Genomic DNA, 21,588 nt, shown 5'->3' with positions numbered 1-21,588 from the left:
CAAACTTATCTCTAATTTGAAAAATACTAAATATTATATCACCGAATTGTAGAAGTTAGATGATGAATTGTTATTTCAATAAGAAACGTTTCAATTCTTCATAAGAACTAATTTTAGTCGCCTTTTTCTTTTTATCCATGACGCTTAAAATTTGTGGTGGTAATTCTATATTTTCTTTAATTACATCTTCCACAACATCTAAAAACTTGGTTGGATGCGCTGTTTCTAAAAAGACACAATGCGCGTTTGGATTAGTTTTTAAATAGTCCTTACAGCCTAAATAACCAACAGCGCCATGTGGATCTGCAACGTAGTTGTAATCGTTATACATTTCTTTTAAAGCTTCGCAAGTTTCTTCATCTGTATAGCTGTAAGACGTTAGGTTGTTTTTTAATTCGTTGAAATCTTGATTATAAATTTCTTGTATACGAATAAAATTGCTTGGATTACCAACATCCATCGCATTACTAATGGTTTGAACAGATGGTTTTGGATTGTATTCTTGCGATTGTAAAAACTCAGTTACAACATTATTTGCATTGTTAGCGGCAATAAAATGTTTGATTGGTAAGCCTAATTGTTGCGCCATCATACCTGCACAAATGTTACCAAAATTTCCGCTAGGGACAGAAAATACAATATCTTTATGTGAGTTGTGTAACTGTTTGTAAGCAAAAAAGAAATAAAACATTTGCGGTAACCAACGCGCCACATTTATCGAATTTGCAGATGTTAATTGCATTTTAGAAGTTAATTCTTCATCTAAAAAAGCACGTTTAACCATGTCTTGGCAATCGTCAAAAACACCATCTACTTCTAAAGCTCTAATGTTTTTACCAAGTGTAGTTAATTGTTTTTCTTGAATATCACTTACTTTTCCGCTAGGATAGAGGATCACTACATTTACGCCTTTTACACCTAAAAATCCGTTAGCAACAGCGCCACCAGTATCGCCAGAAGTAGCTACTAAAACTGTAACTTCGTTTGTGTTTTCTTTATTAAAATAACCTAAGCAACGCGCCATAAAACGAGCGCCAACATCTTTAAACGCCATAGTTGGACCATGAAATAATTCTAATGTTGATATATGCTCTGTAAGTTTTTCAATAGGAAAATCGAAAGACAATGTGTCTTCAACAATTCGTTTAAGTTCGGCTTCAGGTATTTCTGGACTTACAAACTGTTTGATGGCTTCAAAAGCAATTTCAGCGTGAGAAAGATTATCAATAGTATCAAAAAAGGATTGTGGTAGTGGCGTTAATTTTTTTGGAAAGTAAAGTCCTTTGTCTGGCGCTAATCCTTTTACTACTGCATTTTCGAATGTAGTAATTGGTGCTTGTTTATTTAAAGAGTAGTATTTCATATTGGTGTCTTAGCGAAACTTTTGTTTAAATTATTTTTATGCCTTCAGTATTGATTTTACACACGTAAGTATTAAATTTTATATCTGTTTTACTGTACACGTTTTGTATAGATTTTTCAACGTCTTTTGCTGTTTTTTCGCCTTTACTTAAAGTAAAAATTGAAGGTCCAGAACCAGAAATACCTGTTCCTAATCCACCAGCGTTTATTGCAGCATTTTTTACATCATCAAAATAAGGTATAAGCTTGCTTCTGTATGGTTCTACAATTTTATCTTTTAAAGATTCACTTAACAAATTATAATCGTTAGTATGCAATGCATGTACCAAACTACCAACATTTGCCCATTGCGATATGGCATGTTGCAATTCTACTTTTTTAGGTAAAATGGCTCTAGCTTCAGCAGTTTTTACTTCTATTTGAGGATGAATTATTGTAGCATATAAATCCGCTGGTGTTGGTAACGACAGTACTCCCAATGGTTGCGTACTTTTTACCAAAGTAAAGCCACCAAAAAGTGCAGGAGCAATGTTGTCTGCATGCTCACAACCACTAGCAACAGCTTCACCTTTCATTGCAAATTGGGTTAATTGCGTTGCATTGTATGGTTTGCCTAATAATTGGTTGATAGCAAAAACAACTCCAGATGCACTAGCAGAACTACTACCAATACCACTTCCAGGTTTTATATTTTTATAAATTTCAATCTCAAAACCATAATCTGGTTTTGCGTGATTATAAATAGCCAAAGCAGCAACTCCGGCAACATTTTTTTCAACTTCAAAAGGAAGGTTTGCACCTTCAATTTTTGTGATTTTAATGCCTTTTTCTTTAGTCTTTTTTATAATCATTTCGTCACCAATATGATCTAAACAAAACCCAAGGACGTCAAAGCCGCAAGACACATTGGCAACAGTCGCAGGAGAAAATATTTTAATACAATCCATATTATTTACTTCCGATTTTAATAATATCTGCAAATAATCCAGAAGCAGTTACATCTGCGCCAGCACCTGCACCTTTTACAATTAAAGGTTGTTCTGGATAGCGCTGTGTATGGAACATTACTATATTATCTTTACCTTCTAAATTATAAAAAGGATGACCTTCTGGTATTTCTTGTAAGCCAACAGATGCTTTACCATTTTTATATTCTGCAACATATTTTAGTTGGCAATTATTTGCTTTAGCAGACGCATATAGCTTTTGAAAATGAGCTTCGTCTTCTATTAAGGTTTCATAAAAATCATCGACAGTGTCACTTTCTAAATTTTTTTTGGTTAAAAATGATTTGTTTTTAATATCCTCAATTTCCATTTCTATTCCATTTTCACGAGCAAGAATTAGAATTTTTCTAGCCACATCAATGCCGCTTAAATCAATTCGCGGATCAGGTTCTGTATAACCTTCAAATTGCGCTTGTTTTACAGTGTCATGGAAGTTTTTCTTATCACTAAAATTATTGAACACAAAATTTAAACTACCCGATAAAACGGCTTTAATACTTATCACTTTATCACCAGAAGCAACTAAATTACTTAAGGTATTTATTATTGGTAATCCTGCGCCAACATTAGTTTCGTATAAAAAAGGTGCGTTATATTTTAATGATAAATCTTGTAACTTTTTATAATTAGCAAATGCGCTAGAACACGCTATTTTACTACAAGCCACAACCGCTACACTTTGTTTTAGGTATTTTTCGTAGATGTTTGCTACATCCTCGTTTGCTGTTACGTCTACAAAAATGCTGTTACGTAAATTAAGATTAACTACTTTTTGATAAAAACCTTCTATACTTGATTTGTCTGCATGATGAAAAAGTGAAGCCCAATTATTTAAATCGATACCTTCTGGTTTAAAGACCATTTTACGAGAATTTGATAGTCCAATAATTCTAACATCAAGTTTTAGGTTTTTCTTTAAATAACTGCGTTGTTGTTTAATTTGCTCTATTAGCTTTTCGCCAACATTACCTACGCCTGTTATAAATACATTAAGTTGTTTAGTGTTGCTTTCAAAAAAACGTTCGTGTAAAGCGTTTAAAGCTTTTTTTACATCTTTTTCTGATACAACTGCAGATATATTTTTTTCTGAAGCACCTTGTGCAATAGCGCGAATATTTATATTGTTTTTACCTAAAGTGCTAAACATTTTTCCGCTAATGCCTTGATGGCTTTTCATATTATCGCCAACTAAAGCAATAATCGATAAGTCTTTTTCTACAGCGATTGGATTAATTTTATGAAGCGAAATTTCATAATCAAAAGCAGTATCAATAGCTTTCTTGGCACGTTCAGCATCCGATTTATGAATTCCGAAGCAAATAGAATGTTCAGAAGACGCTTGTGTTATAAAAATCACATTGATTTTTTCATTAGCAAGGACTTCAAATAATCGTTTAGAAAATCCAGGAATACCAATCATTCCACTTCCTTCAAGTGTAAGTAAAGCTACGTCGTTTATATTACTTATACCTTTAACGGTTAAGTTTTTCTCGTTGTCTTGTTTGGTGATTACTGTTCCAATAGCGTCAGGATCAAAAGTGTTTTTTATGTGAATTGGTATGTCTAAATCTAACACAGGTTGTACTGTTGGAGGATATAATACTTTGGCTCCAAAATGCGATAATTCCATAGCTTCTTGATACGATAAATTATCAATAGGAAATGCTTGTTTTACTAGTTTTGGATTTGTTGTGTACATACCACTTACATCTGTCCAAATCTCCAATTGATCCACTTTTAATGCAGCAGCAATAATAGCAGCAGTAAAATCTGATCCGCCACGACCTAACGTTGTTGGTTCTCCAGAAGTAGTTTTTGCCACAAAACCAGGTAATACTGTAATTTGTTTAGGTGTTTTGAAGTAGGATTTGATATTATTGTTAGTTACTTCAAAATTAACTTGGGCACGTGTAAAATTATCGTCAGTTACAATTAAATCTTGGCTATTTTTTAATTCTACATCAAAACCTTGAGTTTTCATTGTTTTAGCAATGATAGTAGAAGATAAGTGCTCACCAAAACTTACTAGTTTATCAGATGTTTTTGGTGATAATTCGTTTATCAAATAAATACCATTCAATAATTCTTTTAATTGATTAAGTTTATCTTCTACAACAGTCGTTATGGGTTTACTTGGTTGTGGTAATAATTGGTTTATTGTTTTAAAATGAATGTCTTTAATAATTTCAAATTCATTTAAATAACTTTTATCTTTATTTTTAGCTAATTGCCCAGCTTTTAATAGTTTATCTGTGATGCCACCAATTGCAGAAACTACGCATATTACAGTGTCTTCTTGCGATTTTTCTTTTAAAATGGCTATAACTTTATTTATGTTTTGACTAGAACCTACAGAGGTTCCTCCAAATTTTAGAACTTTCATCTTAGTTTGTATGTTATTAATTGAAAAATGTAGTTTTTAAACTACCTTAAACGGAAGATATATAGAAGCATAACCCTAACGGGTCATTGTCATAAAAAAAGTAATAATTAAAGAAGTTGTTTTCATCTTTTTGCTTCAATACTTATCAAATGTATTACTTTTACCTTAATAAACAAACCTAAGTTTGATTTTTGATAGATTAATAAATTTAAGCTTAAATTTTATTAATAATGAAACTTAAAATGAATGTTATAATAAATTTTTATAGATGAAAATATTTTCGAAAGAACAGATTTATGAAGGTGATGCATTAACCGCTAAAAAACAAAATATAAGTTCTACAGATTTAATGGAACGTGCTGGCATACAAATCTTTAATTGGTTACATATGCGTATGCATGGTGCACAAGTACCAATTCATATATTTTGTGGTATAGGTAATAATGGAGGAGATGGATTAGTAATTGCTAGGCACTTAATAACTCATGGTTATAATGTTAAAACGTATATTGTTAATTACAGTACGTCAAGATCAAAAGACTTTTTAATTAATTACGATCGTATTAAAAATACAACAAAAGATTGGCCAATATTACTAAATGAAGAAAGCGAATTACCGCAAATAGAAGAAAGAGATATTATTGTTGATGCTATTTTTGGTATAGGTTTAAACAGACCAGTAGCTAATTGGGTAGTAAATATTTTTGATCATTTTAGAGCTACAAAAGCTTTTGTTTTATCTGTAGATATACCATCAGGTTTGCAAACAGATGCTGTGCCAACATCACCAAATAATGTTGTTAATGCAGGATATACATTAAGTTTTCAATCACCTAAATTAGTTTTTTTCTTACCAGAAACTGCCAAATACACAGTACAATGGGAAGTGTTAGATATTGGTATAGATCCTGAATTTTTATATACGACACCAACAGAAGCAGACTTAATTGGAAAGAATGAAGTCTTAACAATATACAAGCCAAGAGAAAAATATAGTCATAAAGGTACTTTTGGACACGCTTTAATTATTGGAGGTAGTTATGGTAAAATAGGAGCAGTTAACTTGGCAGGAAGAGGTGCACTAAGTGCTGGTGCTGGAAAAGTAACAGCTTTTACACCCAAATGTGGATACATTCCTTTGCAAGGCGCTTTTCCTGAGTTAATGTTAATTACAGATAAAGATGAAGAAAAGCTTACCGAGATTAATTTTGATATAGACGCAAATGTTATAGCTTTTGGAGTAGGAGCAGGAACAGATAATGCGTCTATAGATGCTTTTGAAGCTTTTTTAAAAACAAATAAAAAACCTTTAGTCATTGATGCAGATGGTATAAATATGTTGGCTAAACGTGAGTCGTTATTAAAGCTTTTACCAGAACGACAAACTATTTTAACACCACATCCTAAAGAATTAGAACGTTTAATAGGGACTTGGAAAGATGATTTTGATAAATTACAAAAAACAAAAGTATTTAGTAAAAAGTATAAATGTATAGTAGTTATAAAAGGCGCTAATACAATAACGGTTGCAGAGGATAAACTATATGTAAACGTTACCGGCAATCCAGGATTAGCAACAGCAGGAACAGGAGATGTTTTAACAGGTATGATTGCAGGTATGATTGCACAAGGCTATGATTTATTATCTGCAACAGTATTTGCCATTTATTTACACGGTAAAGCGGCAGACTTACTTGTAGATGAGTTAGGTTATCAAAGTTTTATAGCAACACATGTTGTTGAAGGAATACCGTTAGCTTATCTAGATTTATTTAAAAAACCAGAACAACCTCAAGTAGAAGAAGAGGATGATGGCGAACAAGATTAAATAAAAAAAGCGAGCTTATAAAGCTCGCTTTTTTTAATTTAAATTATAATAGATTTAGATGTTTAAGGTATCTAATAAAGTTCTTAGTTGTTCGTCAGAAGGTCTTGGTGCATCTGGTGTTACAATTTTTCCTTCTGGATCAATTAATAAAAATCTTGGTATACCATTAATCTTATAGTCTTTAATAAAATCACTTTGCCATCCATTAGGAGCAAATAATTGCACACCAGTTAACTCTTTATCGGCTACCATAGCCTTCCAAGCTTCGTTTGCGTTTTCCATAGATCCTTTGTGTGCTCTTGCGTCATCAATTGATATGCTTACAAAAGTTATGTTTTTGTCTTTGTAGTCTTCATCTAATTTTTTTAATGAAGGAATTTCTACTTTACAAGGTGCGCACCAAGTAGCCCATACATCTATATAAACATATTTTCCTTTTAATTCTTCTAAAGATGTAGTGCCACCAGCATAATTTTCGTAGTCTTTAAATGAAGGAGATTCAGAACCTTTTGGTAACTGTGATCTTAGTTTAATAGACTCTCCAACATATCTTTTTAAAGACATAAGCATTGGATTAATTTGACTTTTTGATGTAGCTATAATACTAGAATCTATATTTTTGTTTTTATCATAAAAAGCCATCATTTCAGATTTAAGGCTTTCTAGCTTTTTTTCAAAACCTAATGAGTCAAGATTTTTTAGAGCTTCTAAATCAATTAAGCTGCTTTCAAACCTTGCTTTTTCTACTAAAAAGTTTGAGTTTTCTACGTCTTTACCTTCATATTTAATGGTTTCTCTAAAGTTTTCTGCATCAACAGAAAGTTTGATATCTGCGTCATTTTTAAGATAAACAAAAGCTTGTTCCTTTCCATCATAAATACCATAAACTCCAGGATTTACTTTTAAAGTGTCACTAAAAGTTCCATCTTCATTAACCTTAATAGTTTTTTTGTAATTTCTTGATTGAAATACAAATAAAGAATCACTATTAGCGTTTTCGATTTTACCAGAAAAAGTAGCGTAATCTTTAGGTTCTTGTTTGCAGGCTATTATGGCCAAACCTGCTAAGCACATTAAAACTTTCTTCATTATTGATTATTTAATTTTCAATCAAAAATAAAAGAATAATTTGAGGATTTCTTATTTTGACGAATTATTAACAAAAACTTGCAGAATTTATCTCAAATTATGACTTTTGGGACACAATAAAATATGTCCATGAGTTCAATTCATTATATATCATCACAGCCATTAGATTTGGCAACCATTCAATCAATAATTTTAGAAGAAAAGCATTTAGAGTTGTCTAATGAAGCTATTGACAAAATAGAAAACTGTCGTGCTTATTTAGATGAAAAACTAAAAACAGAAACTAAGCCAATTTATGGTATAAATACTGGTTTTGGATCGTTATATAATGTAAAAATTAATAAAGAAAACTTAACTAAATTGCAAGAAAATTTAGTCATGTCTCATGCTTGTGGTACAGGAGATGTTGTGCCTAATGAAGTTGTTAAGTTAATGCTGTTACTTAAAATACAATCTTTAAGTTATGGACATTCTGGCGTACAATTACAAACTGTTCAGCGTTTAATTGAGTTTTTTAACAATGATATCTTACCTGTAATTTATACACAAGGATCATTAGGTGCTTCAGGTGATTTGGCTCCTTTAGCGCATTTAGCTTTACCTTTAATAGGAAAAGGAAAAGTGTGGTATAAAGATGCAGTTTTAGAAGCAGAAGATTTAAACACATACTTTAAATGGGATGCTATTAAACTAATGTCTAAAGAAGGTTTGGCATTGTTAAATGGCACGCAATTTATGAGTGCTTACGGTGTGTTTTTATTGTTGAAGTCTTATAAATTATCTTATTTAGCAGATTTAATAGGAAGTATTTCTTTAGAAGCTTTTGATGGAAGAATAGAGCCTTTTAATGAATTAATACACTTAGTAAGACCGCATAACGGACAATTAAAAACAGCAAAAAGAGTAAGAGAATTTTTAGAAGGTAGCGAAATTATAAGTCAAGAAAAACAACACGTACAAGACCCTTATAGCTTTAGATGTATACCACAAGTGCATGGTGCAACAAAAGACACTTTATCTTTTGTAGAAAAAACATTTATAACAGAAATAAACTCTGTGACTGATAATCCAAATATTTTTGCAAACGAAGATGAAATTATTTCTGGAGGAAATTTTCATGGTCAACCCTTAGCATTAGCATTAGATTATTTAAAAATAGGAATGTCAGAATTAGGAAATATTTCTGAAAGACGAGTTTTTCAATTAGTATCAGGACTTCGTGGTTTACCTGCATTTTTAGTAGATAATCCTGGTTTAAATAGTGGGTTTATGATACCGCAATATACCGCAGCAAGTATTGTTAGTGCTAATAAACAGTTAGCAAGTCCTGCTAGTGTAGATAGTATTGTATCAAGTAATGGTCAAGAAGATCACGTAAGTATGGGGGCAAATGCAGCTACACAAGCATTTAAGTTAATAGATAATGTAGAGCGTGTTTTAGCTATAGAGTTATTTAATGCTTCGCAGGCTATATACTTTAGAGCACCATTAAAATCTTCTGATTTTATAGAATTATTTTTACAAAGTTATAGGGTAGAAGTGCCTTTTGTTAAAGAAGATGAAATTTTACACGATGATATAGAAAAATCAATACTATTTATTAATAATTTAGGTATTGATGCAAGTGAGTTATTTAGTTAATTCTCTTTGGATTTTTATCTAAAATGTTTTTTGCCCATTTAAGACCTTCGTCTAAATCGTCAAATATTGCAAAAGGAAGATCTAGGAAAAGGCTTTCTATTTCTGCATTTCTTGCAGATAATGAAGTGGAAATAACTCCAAAACCTTTAAGGTTTTCCATTTGATTAACTAAAGTACTATATTTTGTAACGTCAACAGAATATGAGTTTGTTCTAAGCGATAAATATACAAAAGGTGCTTGTTTAAAGTAGTTTGTACAAGCTTGGGCTATAGCCTTACTAATTTCATAGTCTACGTGCACACCTTCATTAATAACTGCAATAGCAATTTTATCAATAAATTCTAAAGTGCAAAAATCTAATGTGATTTTTATAGGCATATAGGTTGGTTTTAACTCTTATAAAGATAGAAAAAACCTGTTAATATAAATAATCAACAGGTTTTTATATTTTAATTATATTGTTATTTAGCTTCTTCTGATGATTGTATAGAAATAACTATTTCGTTATTGTCTTTATCTAAATCCATAACTATATTATCTCCTTCTTTTAATTTAGAAGTTATAATTTCTTCAGCTAAAGCATCTTCAATGTATTTTTGAATAGCACGTTTTAATGGTCTTGCTCCGTATTGCTTATCAAATCCTTTTTCTGCTATAAAGTTTTTAGCATCTTTAGTTAATTGTAAGTTGTAGCCTAAACCATCAATACGTTTTAATAGTTTTTCTAATTCTATATCAATAATCTTATTAATGTCTTCTTGTTCTAAAGCATTAAAGACAATAACGTCGTCTATTCTGTTTAAAAACTCTGGTGCAAAAGATTTTTTAAGTGCATTTTCAATAACACTTCTGGCATTTGCATCTTCTTGAGCTTTTTGAGACGATGTGCCAAAACCTATACCAGTACCAAAATCTTTTAATTTTCTGGCACCAATGTTAGAGGTCATGATTATTATAGTGTTTCTAAAATCTATTTTTCTACCTAAACTATCTGTTAAATAACCATCATCTAATACTTGAAGCAACATATTAAATACATCTGGATGCGCTTTTTCGATTTCGTCTAAAAGTACTACAGAATATGGTTTACGTCTTACTTTTTCTGTAAGTTGTCCTCCTTCTTCATAACCTACGTATCCTGGAGGCGCACCAACTAATCTAGATATAGCAAATTTCTCCATATATTCACTCATATCTATTCTAATTAGCGACTCTTCACTATCAAATAATTGTTTTGACAAAACTTTAGCTAATTGTGTTTTACCAACACCTGTTTGACCTAAAAATATAAATGATCCAATAGGTTTGTTAGGATCTTTTAATCCAGCACGGTTACGTTGTATCGCTTTAACAACTTTAGCAACAGCATTATCTTGACCAATAACTTTACCTTTAATTAGCTCTGGTAATTGTGCTAGTTTGTTGCTTTCGGTTTGTGCTATTCTGTTTACAGGAACGCCTGTCATCATAGAGATAACATCTGCTACATTATCTTCTGTTACTGTCTCACGATGTAATTTGGTTTCTTCTTCCCATTTTTCTTGTGCAACAGCAAGTTCTTTTTCTAAACGTTTTTCGTCATCACGTAATCTTGCAGCTTCTTCGTATTTCTGCTTTTTTACAACCGAATTCTTAGTTTCTCTAACTTCTTCTAGCTTCTTTTCTAATTCTAGAATTTGTTTAGGGACATCAATATTTGTGATATGAACACGAGAACCAGCTTCATCTAAAGCATCTATAGCTTTATCTGGCAAGAAACGATCTGTCATATATCTATTGGTTAACTTAACACAAGCTTCAATAGCTTCATCTGTATATTCTACATTGTGATGATCTTCATATTTAGCTTTAATGTTATTAAGTATTTGAATAGTTTCTTCAACAGTAGTAGGTTCTACAATAACTTTTTGAAAACGACGCTCTAAAGCACCATCTTTTTCTATGTATTGTCTGTACTCATCTAAAGTTGTAGCACCTATACATTGAATTTCGCCACGTGCTAAAGCAGGCTTAAACATATTTGAAGCATCTAAGCTTCCTGTTGCGCCACCAGCGCCAACTATGGTATGAATTTCATCAATAAAAAGAATAACATCATCATTCTTTTCAAGCTCATTCATTACAGCTTTCATACGTTCTTCAAACTGTCCACGGTATTTAGTGCCAGCAACTAAACTTGCAAGATCCAAAGTAACTACACGTTTGTTAAAAAGTATTCTAGATACTTTCTTACTTACAATTCTGTTAGCAAGTCCTTCTGCAATAGCAGACTTACCAACACCAGGTTCTCCTATTAAGAGAGGATTGTTTTTCTTACGACGTGATAATACTTGAGACACTCTTTCAATCTCTTTTTCACGTCCAACTACTGGGTCTAATTTACCTTCTTCTGCCATAGCAGTCAAATCGCGACCAAAATTATCTAAAACAGGAGTTTTAGACTTTTTGTTGCTTTTTGATGAAGGCGTATTAAATATATCTTTTGATGCATCATCTTGTTGTGCATCATCTTCAGGAAATTCGGCTTTAGGGCTTCCTGTTATATCTTCAAAATTATCATCGTTTGTAATCATTGACTTAAATTGTTCTTTTACATTATCATAATCTACTTTAAGCTTATTTAAAAGCTTTGTAGTAGGATCATTTTCGTTTCTTAAAATACATAGCAGTAAATGTGCTGTGTTTATTGATGTGCTTTGAAAAAGCTTAGCTTCTAAAAAAGTAGTTTTTAAAGCACGTTCTGCTTGTCGCGTTAAGTGCAAGTTTTTCTTTTCGTTAGAAGTTATTGATGTATTTGGGTTGGCAGGACTTAAAATTTCTACTTTACGCCTTAAATGATTTAAATCAATATCTAATGCGTTTAAAATATTAATAGCCTTACCGTTTCCGTCTCTTAAAAGACCAAGCATAAGATGTTCTGTGCCAATAAAGTCGTGCCCTAATCTAAGCGCTTCTTCTTTACTGTATGCAATTACATCTTTAACTCTTGGTGAAAAATTATCGTCCATATTTATTTCCTTTCTGCTTTTAAAAATAGTAAACATAATTAGTATAGGCAAAAACTGTACCTTAAATAATATGTTAATTGTTTTTGGTTTGAAAGTAAGAATAATCTACAAATTAACAGTGATTAAGTTATTAACTAAAAAAGAGGCTAAAATTGTTAATAAAAAACACTAAAAAAACCTAGTAAAAGGCTTACCGTTACTAACGAAAGTTTTATATTAGCGTGTTTTGAAATAATGAATATAACAAATTAAATTATATATGGCAGAAGGAGAAAAACTCATTCCGATTAACATTGAAGATGAAATGAAGTCGGCTTACATTGATTATTCAATGTCAGTCATTGTGTCACGTGCTTTACCAGATGTAAGAGATGGTTTAAAACCAGTACACAGACGTGTGCTTTTTGGTATGCACGAATTAGGTGTTAGGTCTAACACTGCACATAAAAAATCTGCAAGAATAGTTGGTGAGGTTTTAGGTAAGTATCATCCACATGGTGATACCTCAGTATATGACACTATGGTGCGTATGGCTCAAGAATGGAGCTTACGTTATATGTTAATAGATGGTCAAGGTAACTTTGGATCTGTAGATGGAGATAGTCCTGCAGCAATGCGTTATACAGAAGCGCGTATGCGAAAGATATCTGAAGACATGTTGGCAGATATCGATAAAGAAACTGTAGACCATAAACTAAATTTTGATGATACTTTAGAAGAACCAACAGTTTTACCTACACGTATTCCTGGTTTATTAATTAATGGTGCTTCTGGTATTGCGGTAGGTATGGCTACAAATATGCCTCCTCATAATTTAACAGAAGTTGTTAATGGTACTATTGCTTACATTGACAATAACGATATTGAAGTAGACGAGTTAATGCAACATATTAAAGCTCCAGATTTTCCTACAGGAGGAACAATTTATGGCTATGATGGTGTAAAAGAAGCATTTCATACAGGTCGCGGACGTATTGTTATGCGTGGTAAAGCTAATGTAGAAGAAGTTAACGGAAGAGAATCTATAGTAGTTACCGAAATACCTTATCAAGTTAATAAAGCAGATATGATTAAAAAGACTGCTGATTTAGTTAACGATAAAAAATTAGAAGGTATTTCTACAATTCGTGATGAATCTGACCGTAACGGAATGCGTATTGTTTACGTGCTTAAACGTGATGCAATACCAAATATCGTATTAAATAAGTTATACAAATACACAGCATTACAATCTTCTTTTAGTGTCAATAATATTGCATTAGTAAACGGTAGACCAGAGCTTTTAAATTTAAAAGACTTAATCTATCACTTTGTAGAGCATAGACATGATGTTGTAGTAAGACGTACTAAATACGAATTACGCAAAGCTGAAGAACGTGCACATATCTTAGAAGGTTTAATAATAGCTTCAGATAATATAGACGAAGTAATCTCAATAATTAGAGCATCGTCTAATGCAGAAGAAGCAAGACAAAAATTAATAGATCGCTTTGAGCTTTCAGAAATTCAAGCTAAAGCAATAGTAGATATGCGTCTACGCCAATTAACCGGTCTAGAACAAGATAAGCTACGTAGTGAATATGAAGATATTATAAAGACAATAGCAGATTTAAAAGATATTTTAGAAAAGAAAGAACGTCGTATGGACATTATCAAAGAAGAACTTATCGAAGTTAAAGATAAGTACGGAGATGAGCGTCGTTCTACAATAGAATATGCTGGTGGAGATTTAAGTATCGAAGATATGATTCCGGATGAGCAAGTAGTTATTACTATTTCTCATGCAGGATATATCAAACGTACATCTTTAACAGAGTATAAAACACAAAATAGAGGCGGAGTTGGTCAAAAAGCTTCAAATACAAGAAACGAAGACTTTTTAGAAGATTTATTTGTGGGTACAAACCATCAATATATGCTATTCTTCACCCAAAAAGGAAAATGTTTCTGGATGCGTGTTTACGAAATACCTGAAGGTTCAAGAACATCAAAAGGTAGAGCAATACAAAACCTTATAAATATTGAACAAGATGATAAGGTTATGGCATTTATTTGTACTCAAGACCTAAAAGATGAGGATTACATAAATTCTCATTATGTCATAATGGCAACTAAACAAGGTCAGGTTAAGAAAACAGCTTTAGAGCAATACTCTAGACCTCGTACAAACGGAATTAACGCAATTACCATTAAAGATAATGATGAGTTACTAGAAGCAAAACTAACAACAGGTAACAGCCAAGTTATGTTAGCCTTAAAATCTGGTAAAGCTATTAGATTTGAAGAAGCAAAAACACGTCCTATGGGTCGTAATGCTTCAGGAGTAAGAGGTATAACTCTAGGAAATGATAATGATGAAGTAATAGGAATGGTAACTGTTAACAATCCGCAAGAAGAAACTGTATTAGTAGTTTCAGAAAACGGTTATGGTAAACGTACTTTTATTGATGATCCAGAAGATGGAGAAGCAGTTTACCGTATCACTAATAGAGGAGGAAAAGGTGTTAAAACTATTTCTATCACAGAAAAAACAGGAAGCTTAGTTGCAATAAAAAGTGTTACAGATTCTGATGATTTAATGATTATCAACAAATCTGGAATTGCTATCCGTCTAGCAGTAGAAAACTTAAGGACTATGGGTAGAGCAACTCAAGGTGTTAAGTTAATAAATCTAAAAGGTAACGATTCTATAGCTGCTGTAGCTAAAGTAATGAAAGATGAAGATGAAGAAGAAATAGATATTGAAAACTTAGAAGACACTGCCAACACAGAAGATGGCACAACTATTGCTACTAACGAAGAAGAATAAATAATTTATAAAATTTAAAACACAAATTTAAAATGAAAAAACAAGTAATTATTGCTTTAGCATTATTTGTATCTGTTTTTACTTTTGCCCAAAAAAAAGAAGTTAAAGCATTAGAAAAAGCAGTAAAAAAAGACAATTTTGCAGAAGCTAAAACTATAGCAACACAATTAGATTCTCAAGTGTCTGCTATGGATGATGACTTAAAAGAAGATTATTACCTAGCTGCAGCAAAAGCATATTATGCTAACGGGACGTCTACTAATGCAGATACTAATAAAGCTATAGAAAATATACTTAAAGTAGAAGGAGAAGGAGCAGAGTTTAAAAGAATCATAGAAAATGATCTGTTAACAAAAGCAAATAATTTTTACTCAAGTAAAAAGTTTAATAAAGCAGCAGAAACTTTTAACATGATGTATCAAGTTAATCCAGAAGCACAGGACTATTTATATTACACAGCAGTAAGTTATATAGGTGCTCAAAACTTTGATAAAGCATTAGAGTCTTACTTAGAGTTAGATAAATTAGGTTATACAGGAGAAAAAACAATGTTTGTTGCTACAAACAAAGAAACTGGACAAGTAGATAGCTTTAACAGTAAATCTGAAAGAGATATATATGTAAAGAGTGGAACACACACAGATCCAGAGACCCAAAACACAGAATCTAGAGCTTCTGAAATCACTAAAAATATTGCATTAATTTATATTAATAAAGGTGAAAAAGACAAAGCTTTAGCAGCTATAGAAAAGGCAAAACAAGCAAACCCAGATGATGTTAATTTATTAATTAACGAAGCAAACATTTATTTTGAAATGGGTGATGAGAAAAAGTTTCAATCAATCTTGCAAGAAGCTATACAAAAAGAGCCTAATAATGCAGACTTACATTATAACGTAGGTGTTATTTACATGAATAACAAAGAGATTGAAAAAGCAAGACAGTCTTTTGAAAAAGTATTAAGCTTAAAACCTGCTAATGCAGATGCAGCACTAAACTTATCTACATCATACCTTGAAGAAGGAAATGCTTTAGTAGAGCAAATGAATTCTTTAGGAAACAGTAGAGCAGATGATTTAAAATATGAAGAACTTAAAAAGAAGAAGTCTTCTTTATTTGATCAAGCAGCACAAACGCTAGTAGATTTTAAAAATAATAATACTTCTGTACCTACATCTGTTTTACAACAGTTAAAGAATATATATAATGCTTTAGGTGAAGTAGAAAAAGCAAAAGCAATTAATGCAGAGATTGAAGGGAAATAAAACCTTTAACCATTATAATAAAAAAGCCTCCTAAATTTTAGGAGGCTTTTTTTATATTATCTTTTTAATAACTCTAAGTTTATGGGTATGCATCCGTCTATCTGCATTGTAAATACCTGTATGATCTAAACGATCAATCCTTACTTTTCCATGTGCATGTATAATATAATTGTCTTGCATTATTATGCCAACATGAATAATTTGGCCTTCATTATTATCAAAAAAAGCTAAATCACCTGGTTCACTTTCTTCAATAAAACTTAAAGCTTCACCTTGTGTGGCTTGTTGTGAGGCATCACGCAATAATTTATAACCATTAAGTTTATATACCATTTGTGTAAAACCACTACAATCGATACCAAAAGGAGTTTTTCCTCCCCAAAGATAAGGAGCATTTAAATATTTAAATGCAGTTTCAATTAAATGACTTTTTTCTTGTGTTTGATCTACAAAAGCACCTTCATATTTATGATTTAATAGACTAACACCATTTAAGCTAGAACCTAAAACAATTGTATGAAGTTGCTCATTTTCATCCTGAATAAACTCAACTAAATCTGTTGAGATTTTTAAAGGTTGATTATTTAAGTCATTATAATGTTCTTCTGTAATTTCTACATATTGTTTATTATCAATCCAGCCTTCATATTTATCAAAAGCTAATCTGATTTTACTCCATTTTTTTCGTTGCTCTAAAACTTTAAAAACATCACCGTAAATGACCTGAGATACCATTTCACTTGTGTCTGATGCTTCTAATCTTAAAGGAACAATGCTTAAATTACAAATTCCGTATTGCATTAGTTGTATTTACTGACGTTGTAGTACTAAAGCTGATGCGCCACCGCCACCATTACATATAGCTGCTGCTCCAATTTTTGCATCATTTTGTTCTAAAACATTTAATAAAGTAATTAGTATTCTTACACCAGAACAACCTAATGGATGACCTAAAGATACAGCGCCACCATTAACGTTTACCTTGTCGTCTGATAAACCTAAAATTTTCATGTTAGCTAATCCAACAACAGAAAAAGCTTCATTAAACTCAAAGTAATCTACATCTTCTAATTTAATTCCCGCTTTATCTAAAGCTTTAGGTAATGCTTTTGCAGGAGCAGTAGTAAACCATTTTGGTTCTTGTGCTGCATCTGCATAAGATTTTATAGTTGCTAATGGTGTTAGGCCTAATTCTTTTGCTTTATCAGCATTCATTAAAACCATTGCTCCAGCACCATCGTTTATTGTAGAAGCATTAGCAGCAGTTACTGTTCCGTCTCTAGTAAAAGCAGGACGTAATGCAGGAATCTTCTCAAGTTTAACATTTGTATATTCTTCGTCTTTAGATACTATTTTTGGTTCACCACGACGCTGAGGTACTTCTACAGGTACAACTTCATTATCAAATTTTCCTGCGTCCCATGCTGCTGCAGATCTACTATACGATTGAATAGCAAAAGCATCTTGTTCTTCTCTTGAAAAATTATATTCAGTAGCACAATCATCTGCACAAACACCCATTGCGTTTTGGTCATAAGCATCTACTAAACCATCTTTTTGCATACCATCGATTAAACTTGCAGGACCAAATTTAGTTCCAGTTCTTGCATGTAAGTAATGAGGAATCAAACTCATGTTTTCCATACCTCCAGCAACAACTATTTCTGTGTCGCCTAAAGCAATGCTTTGCGCAGCTTGCATTACTGCCTTCATCCCAGAAGAGCAAACTTTATTTACAGTTGTACACGGTACAGTATTTGGTATACCTGCATAAATAGCTGCTTGTCTTGCTGGTGCTTGTCCAGTACCAGCTTGTACTACATTACCCATTAAAACTTCATCAACCAATTCTGGTTTTAAATTAATTTTATCTAATGCACCTTTAATAGCTACAGCACCTAATTTAGGAGCAGGGACAGTACTTAAAGCACCTAAAAAACTACCTATTGGTGTTCTTGCAGCCGAGACAATTACAACTTCTTTACTCATATATTTATTTAGTTTTTATTATGTCCACGAAATTACTAATTTTTTAATAAAATTTAGACCATTCTGTGCATTATAACTAATCAAAACTGTATTTATTTATTACATTTGAAAAACTACAGTTTTTTAATAGAAGTCAATGGATAACTTAAAATAAGTTAATTTAATGCTGGTTAAGAAATATTAAGAATCTAACTAACTAGTAAAAATGTTTAAACTAAACAAAAAGGATAAAATAGGCATTCCAATTTTTTTGATTTTTATTATTATTTGTTTAATAATTAATCTTAAAAGAGATAAAAAATTGTTAAACGAAGGGAAGTTCACAATAGCAACTATTGATGATATTTATGCTATGAAAGGTGGTGTGACTTGTAAATATACCTATAGTTACAATTCTATTACTTACACTCAAAATAATTATATAGGGAGATCTAAACCAAAAGAGAGTGAAAAGTATTTTGTAACTTTTTTACCAGATGATCCTGAAGTTAGTACTATATTCCTAGAAATTAAAGTGCCTGATAGCATTTACAATAAAGATGAAATTTTTTGGTCTAAAATTCCCATTAAATACAACCAAAAAGATTTTGATATAGAATTTGAATAATAAATTAGTGTAACATACAAGCTTAAAAACTTATTAGTTAGTTGAACATGAACAACAACATAAATATTTTTTACAAAAACCATTCTAACATATACAAAGTATTACTTTTTATAGCTACTACTTTTTTAATTGTGTTTTTATTTCCTAAAAGTGGTCGTTTTAAATATAACTTTGAAAAAGGAAAACCTTGGCAAACAGAAAATCTTTACGCACCGTTTAACTTTGCTATAAAGAAAAATAAGTCTGAAATTGATAAAGAAAAAGAGCTTCTAAAAAGTCAATCTATAGCATATTTTAATAGAAATGAAAAGGTTAAATCAACTGTTTTTAATGCTTTTGAAAAGTCTTTTAGTAATGTTTTTTCAGATTCAATACCAAATTATAACATTCTTAAAGAAAAAAGTAGTCAGATTTTAAATGAGTTTTATGAATTTGGAATTTTAAGCGAAAACATCAAGTTAAAGCCTGAAAAAACTGTAATTATACTTGAAAATAATGTTGAAAAAGAAACTACAAATTTTAAAAATTTATTCAACCAATCTGAAGTAAAATCTACCGTTGAAAACGAGTTAAAAGATATTTTTACTCCAAAAGAAATAAACTCTATAATAGCGCTTTTCTTTAATGTTATAAAACCAAACTTAACCTATAATAGAACATTAACAGAAAATGTTTTAAATGAAGCTTTGCAATCTATTTCGGTAAATAGGGGAATGATTGAAAAAGAGACTTTAATTATTTCTAAAGGAGAAATTGTAAACGATAATAAATTTCAAATTTTAAACTCTTTGGTCAATGAATATGAGTCTAAAGATTGGACAAAATCTAACTATTATTGGATTGTTTTTGCTTACACATTATTAGTCGCTTTAGCTTTATTAATGTTATTATTATTTATAAGAAAGTATAGAATAGATGTTTTTAACAATAACACTAAAGTTACCTTTATATTCTTTAACATATTTGTGGTTGTCTTGCTTACAACCTTGGTGGTAAGTTACAAATCAGAATATGTCTATATTGTACCTATAGCTATTTTACCTTTAGTTTTAAAAGCTTTTTTTGATGCTAGATTAGGTTTGTTTGCACACGTTATTACAGTGCTCTTACTTGGATCAATAGTGCCAAATAGTTATGAGTATATGTTTTTGCAAATTATTGCAGGTATTGTAACCATATTAACAGTTTCAGAACTTTATAAAAGAGCAAATCTATTCATATCAGTAGGTCAAATTACATTAATTTATATCATCGCTTATTTTGCCTTTTTTGTTATACATGAAGCAAGTATAGAAAACATACATACCCAAACCTTTGTACTATTTATACTTTGCGGTTTGGCTACATTGTTTGTCCAGCCATTAATTTATGTTTATGAAAAGCTATTTGGATTAGTATCAGATGTTTCTCTTTTAGAATTGTCCGATACAAATTCTAAACTTTTAAAAGAGCTGTCAAATAAAGCTCCAGGTACATTCCATCACTCATTAAACGTTGCAAATTTAGCAGAAGCTTCAGCAAATGAAATAAATGCAAATGCGATGTTGGTCAGAGTAGGAGCTCTATATCACGATATTGGTAAGATGAAAAACCCTACTTATTTTACTGAAAATCAATCGTCAGGAATAAATAGTCATGACGAATTATCTCCAAAAGAAAGTGCTCAAATCATAATAAATCACGTTATAAACGGAATTGAAATTGCTAAGAAAAATAATCTACCAGACAGAGTAATAGATTTTATAAGAACACACCATGGTACCAGTCAAGTTTATTATTTCTACATGAAAGAAAAGGCTAATAATGAAGGTGTAAACATAGAAGACTTTAGCTATCCAGGACCAAAGCCATTTAGTAAAGAAACTGCAATACTAATGATGTGTGATAGTGTAGAAGCAGCATCAAAAAGTTTAAAAGAACCTACGTCAGCAAAAATTGATAATTTTGTAGAAAATATCATAAATAAACAAAAAGACGAAGGACAATTTTTAAATGCAGATATAACCTTTAAAGAAATTGAAGCCATAAAAAAAGTGCTAAAACGCAAGTTAGCAAACATTTACCATTTAAGAATTGAGTATCCGGAATAAAATTTCAAAAAAATCACTAAAAATGTTGTGTTCTACGAGATGAAATCATACATTTGCATCCGCAATTTTATTGCAAAGTTCATTAAATGATTTAGGAGAGGTGGCAGAGTGGTAATGCAGCAGCCTGCTAAGCTGTCATCCTTCGGGATGCCCGGGTTCGAATCCCGGTCTCTCCGCATTAGATAACCAATTTCGGGGTGTAGCGTAGCCCGGTTATCGCGCCGCGTTTGGGACGCGGAGGTCGCAGGTTCGAATCCTGCCACCCCGACATTTTATCGGTCGCGTAGCTCAGTTGGATAGAGCATCTGCCTTCTAAGCAGACGGTCACAGGTTCGAATCCTGTCGCGATCACAAAAAGCCTTACTAATTTTAGTAAGGCTTTTTTGTTTCTGGTTAAAAATTAGTTAAGTCTACTATAATTTTATGATTTTGGTTGTATTTTGTAGTTAAAAACGCTTGAAATTCATAAAATTCACTAAAAAAGGTATTTACTGCATACCAGGAAAATT

14 protein-coding genes and 3 tRNA genes are annotated in these 21,588 nt (G+C 31.4%); 9 read left to right on the top strand and 8 right to left on the bottom strand.

The window, feature by feature from the left end; translation table 11 throughout:
* Positions 1-70: 70 nt before the first annotated feature.
* From thrC to thrA, 3 genes are read right to left on the bottom strand one after another with little or no spacing between them, the layout of a single operon-like run.
* Positions 71-1,363: a threonine synthase gene (gene thrC / locus ACEQT4_RS00085; protein ID WP_370225433.1), complete on the bottom strand. Its 1,293-nt coding sequence runs from the start codon at positions 1,361-1,363 to the stop codon at positions 71-73.
* Positions 1,364-1,388: 25 nt separating this feature from the next.
* Positions 1,389-2,309, bottom strand: a complete 921-nt coding sequence (locus ACEQT4_RS00080; protein ID WP_370225432.1) for a homoserine kinase — start codon at positions 2,307-2,309, stop codon at positions 1,389-1,391.
* 1 nt (position 2,310) lies between these two features.
* Complete coding sequence (gene thrA, locus ACEQT4_RS00075) at positions 2,311-4,752, bottom strand: bifunctional aspartate kinase/homoserine dehydrogenase I (RefSeq protein WP_370225431.1); 2,442 nt, start codon at positions 4,750-4,752, stop codon at positions 2,311-2,313.
* Positions 4,753-5,020: 268 nt separating this feature from the next.
* Here thrA and ACEQT4_RS00070 point away from each other — a divergent pair, with 268 nt between their 5' ends.
* Positions 5,021-6,580 carry an NAD(P)H-hydrate dehydratase gene (locus ACEQT4_RS00070; protein WP_370225429.1) on the top strand — a complete coding sequence of 520 codons (1,560 nt, stop codon included), beginning with the start codon at positions 5,021-5,023 and terminating at the stop codon, positions 6,578-6,580.
* A gap of 54 nt (positions 6,581-6,634) precedes the next feature.
* On the opposite strand, the gene ACEQT4_RS00065 is transcribed toward ACEQT4_RS00070, so the two are convergent.
* Entirely contained in the window at positions 6,635-7,669 is a 1,035-nt protein-coding gene (locus tag ACEQT4_RS00065) for a TlpA family protein disulfide reductase (RefSeq protein ID WP_370225428.1), read from the bottom strand.
* A 129-nt stretch (positions 7,670-7,798) separates the two neighbouring features.
* On the opposite strand from ACEQT4_RS00065, the gene hutH reads away from it, so the two are divergent.
* Positions 7,799-9,310: a histidine ammonia-lyase gene (hutH, locus tag ACEQT4_RS00060; RefSeq protein WP_370225427.1), complete on the top strand. Its 1,512-nt coding sequence runs from the start codon at positions 7,799-7,801 to the stop codon at positions 9,308-9,310.
* Here hutH and ACEQT4_RS00055 read toward each other — a convergent pair.
* Together ACEQT4_RS00055 and ACEQT4_RS00050 are read right to left on the bottom strand one after the other, a co-directional pair.
* Positions 9,303-9,689 carry a hypothetical protein gene (locus ACEQT4_RS00055; protein WP_051169812.1) on the bottom strand — a complete coding sequence of 129 codons (387 nt, stop codon included), beginning with the start codon at positions 9,687-9,689 and terminating at the stop codon, positions 9,303-9,305. The genes hutH and ACEQT4_RS00055 overlap by 8 nt on opposite strands.
* Before the next feature lie 83 nt (positions 9,690-9,772).
* Positions 9,773-12,319 (bottom strand): ATP-dependent Clp protease ATP-binding subunit, encoded by a 2,547-nt coding sequence (locus ACEQT4_RS00050; RefSeq protein ID WP_027879076.1) that lies wholly within the window; start codon positions 12,317-12,319, stop codon positions 9,773-9,775.
* Positions 12,320-12,578: 259 nt separating this feature from the next.
* Between ACEQT4_RS00050 and gyrA the strand changes: the two genes are divergently transcribed.
* Together gyrA and ACEQT4_RS00040 are read left to right on the top strand one after the other, a co-directional pair.
* Complete coding sequence (gene gyrA / locus ACEQT4_RS00045; protein ID WP_370225426.1) at positions 12,579-15,128, top strand: DNA gyrase subunit A; 2,550 nt, start codon at positions 12,579-12,581, stop codon at positions 15,126-15,128.
* A 32-nt stretch (positions 15,129-15,160) separates the two neighbouring features.
* Positions 15,161-16,393 (top strand): lipopolysaccharide assembly protein LapB, encoded by a 1,233-nt coding sequence (locus ACEQT4_RS00040; protein WP_027879074.1) that lies wholly within the window; start codon positions 15,161-15,163, stop codon positions 16,391-16,393.
* Positions 16,394-16,444: 51 nt separating this feature from the next.
* On the opposite strand, the gene ACEQT4_RS00035 is transcribed toward ACEQT4_RS00040, so the two are convergent.
* Together ACEQT4_RS00035 and ACEQT4_RS00030 are read right to left on the bottom strand one after the other, a co-directional pair.
* A complete protein-coding gene (locus ACEQT4_RS00035; RefSeq protein ID WP_106677585.1) occupies positions 16,445-17,194 on the bottom strand; it encodes a C40 family peptidase in 750 nt (249 codons plus the stop codon).
* Between the two features lie 9 nt (positions 17,195-17,203).
* Positions 17,204-18,382 (bottom strand): acetyl-CoA C-acyltransferase, encoded by a 1,179-nt coding sequence (locus ACEQT4_RS00030; protein ID WP_370225424.1) that lies wholly within the window; start codon positions 18,380-18,382, stop codon positions 17,204-17,206.
* A 205-nt stretch (positions 18,383-18,587) separates the two neighbouring features.
* Here ACEQT4_RS00030 and ACEQT4_RS00025 point away from each other — a divergent pair, with 205 nt between their 5' ends.
* From ACEQT4_RS00025 to ACEQT4_RS00005, 5 genes are all read left to right on the top strand, one after another.
* Positions 18,588-18,989: a hypothetical protein gene (locus ACEQT4_RS00025; protein ID WP_027879071.1), complete on the top strand. Its 402-nt coding sequence runs from the start codon at positions 18,588-18,590 to the stop codon at positions 18,987-18,989.
* A gap of 47 nt (positions 18,990-19,036) precedes the next feature.
* Positions 19,037-21,079: an HD family phosphohydrolase gene (locus ACEQT4_RS00020; RefSeq protein WP_370225423.1), complete on the top strand. Its 2,043-nt coding sequence runs from the start codon at positions 19,037-19,039 to the stop codon at positions 21,077-21,079.
* A gap of 94 nt (positions 21,080-21,173) precedes the next feature.
* Positions 21,174-21,255 (top strand) — tRNA-Ser (locus ACEQT4_RS00015).
* A 17-nt stretch (positions 21,256-21,272) separates the two neighbouring features.
* Positions 21,273-21,347, top strand: a tRNA-Pro gene (locus ACEQT4_RS00010).
* Positions 21,348-21,356: 9 nt separating this feature from the next.
* A tRNA-Arg gene (locus ACEQT4_RS00005) sits at positions 21,357-21,430 on the top strand.
* The last annotated feature ends 158 nt before the right edge of the window (positions 21,431-21,588 follow it).

The organism is Mesoflavibacter sp., assembly GCF_964226795.1.
In the GTDB taxonomy this organism is placed as follows: domain Bacteria; phylum Bacteroidota; class Bacteroidia; order Flavobacteriales; family Flavobacteriaceae; genus Mesoflavibacter; species Mesoflavibacter zeaxanthinifaciens.
Note: the sequence above shows the minus strand (reverse complement) of the source record. Positions and strands in the feature narration are given on the sequence as shown.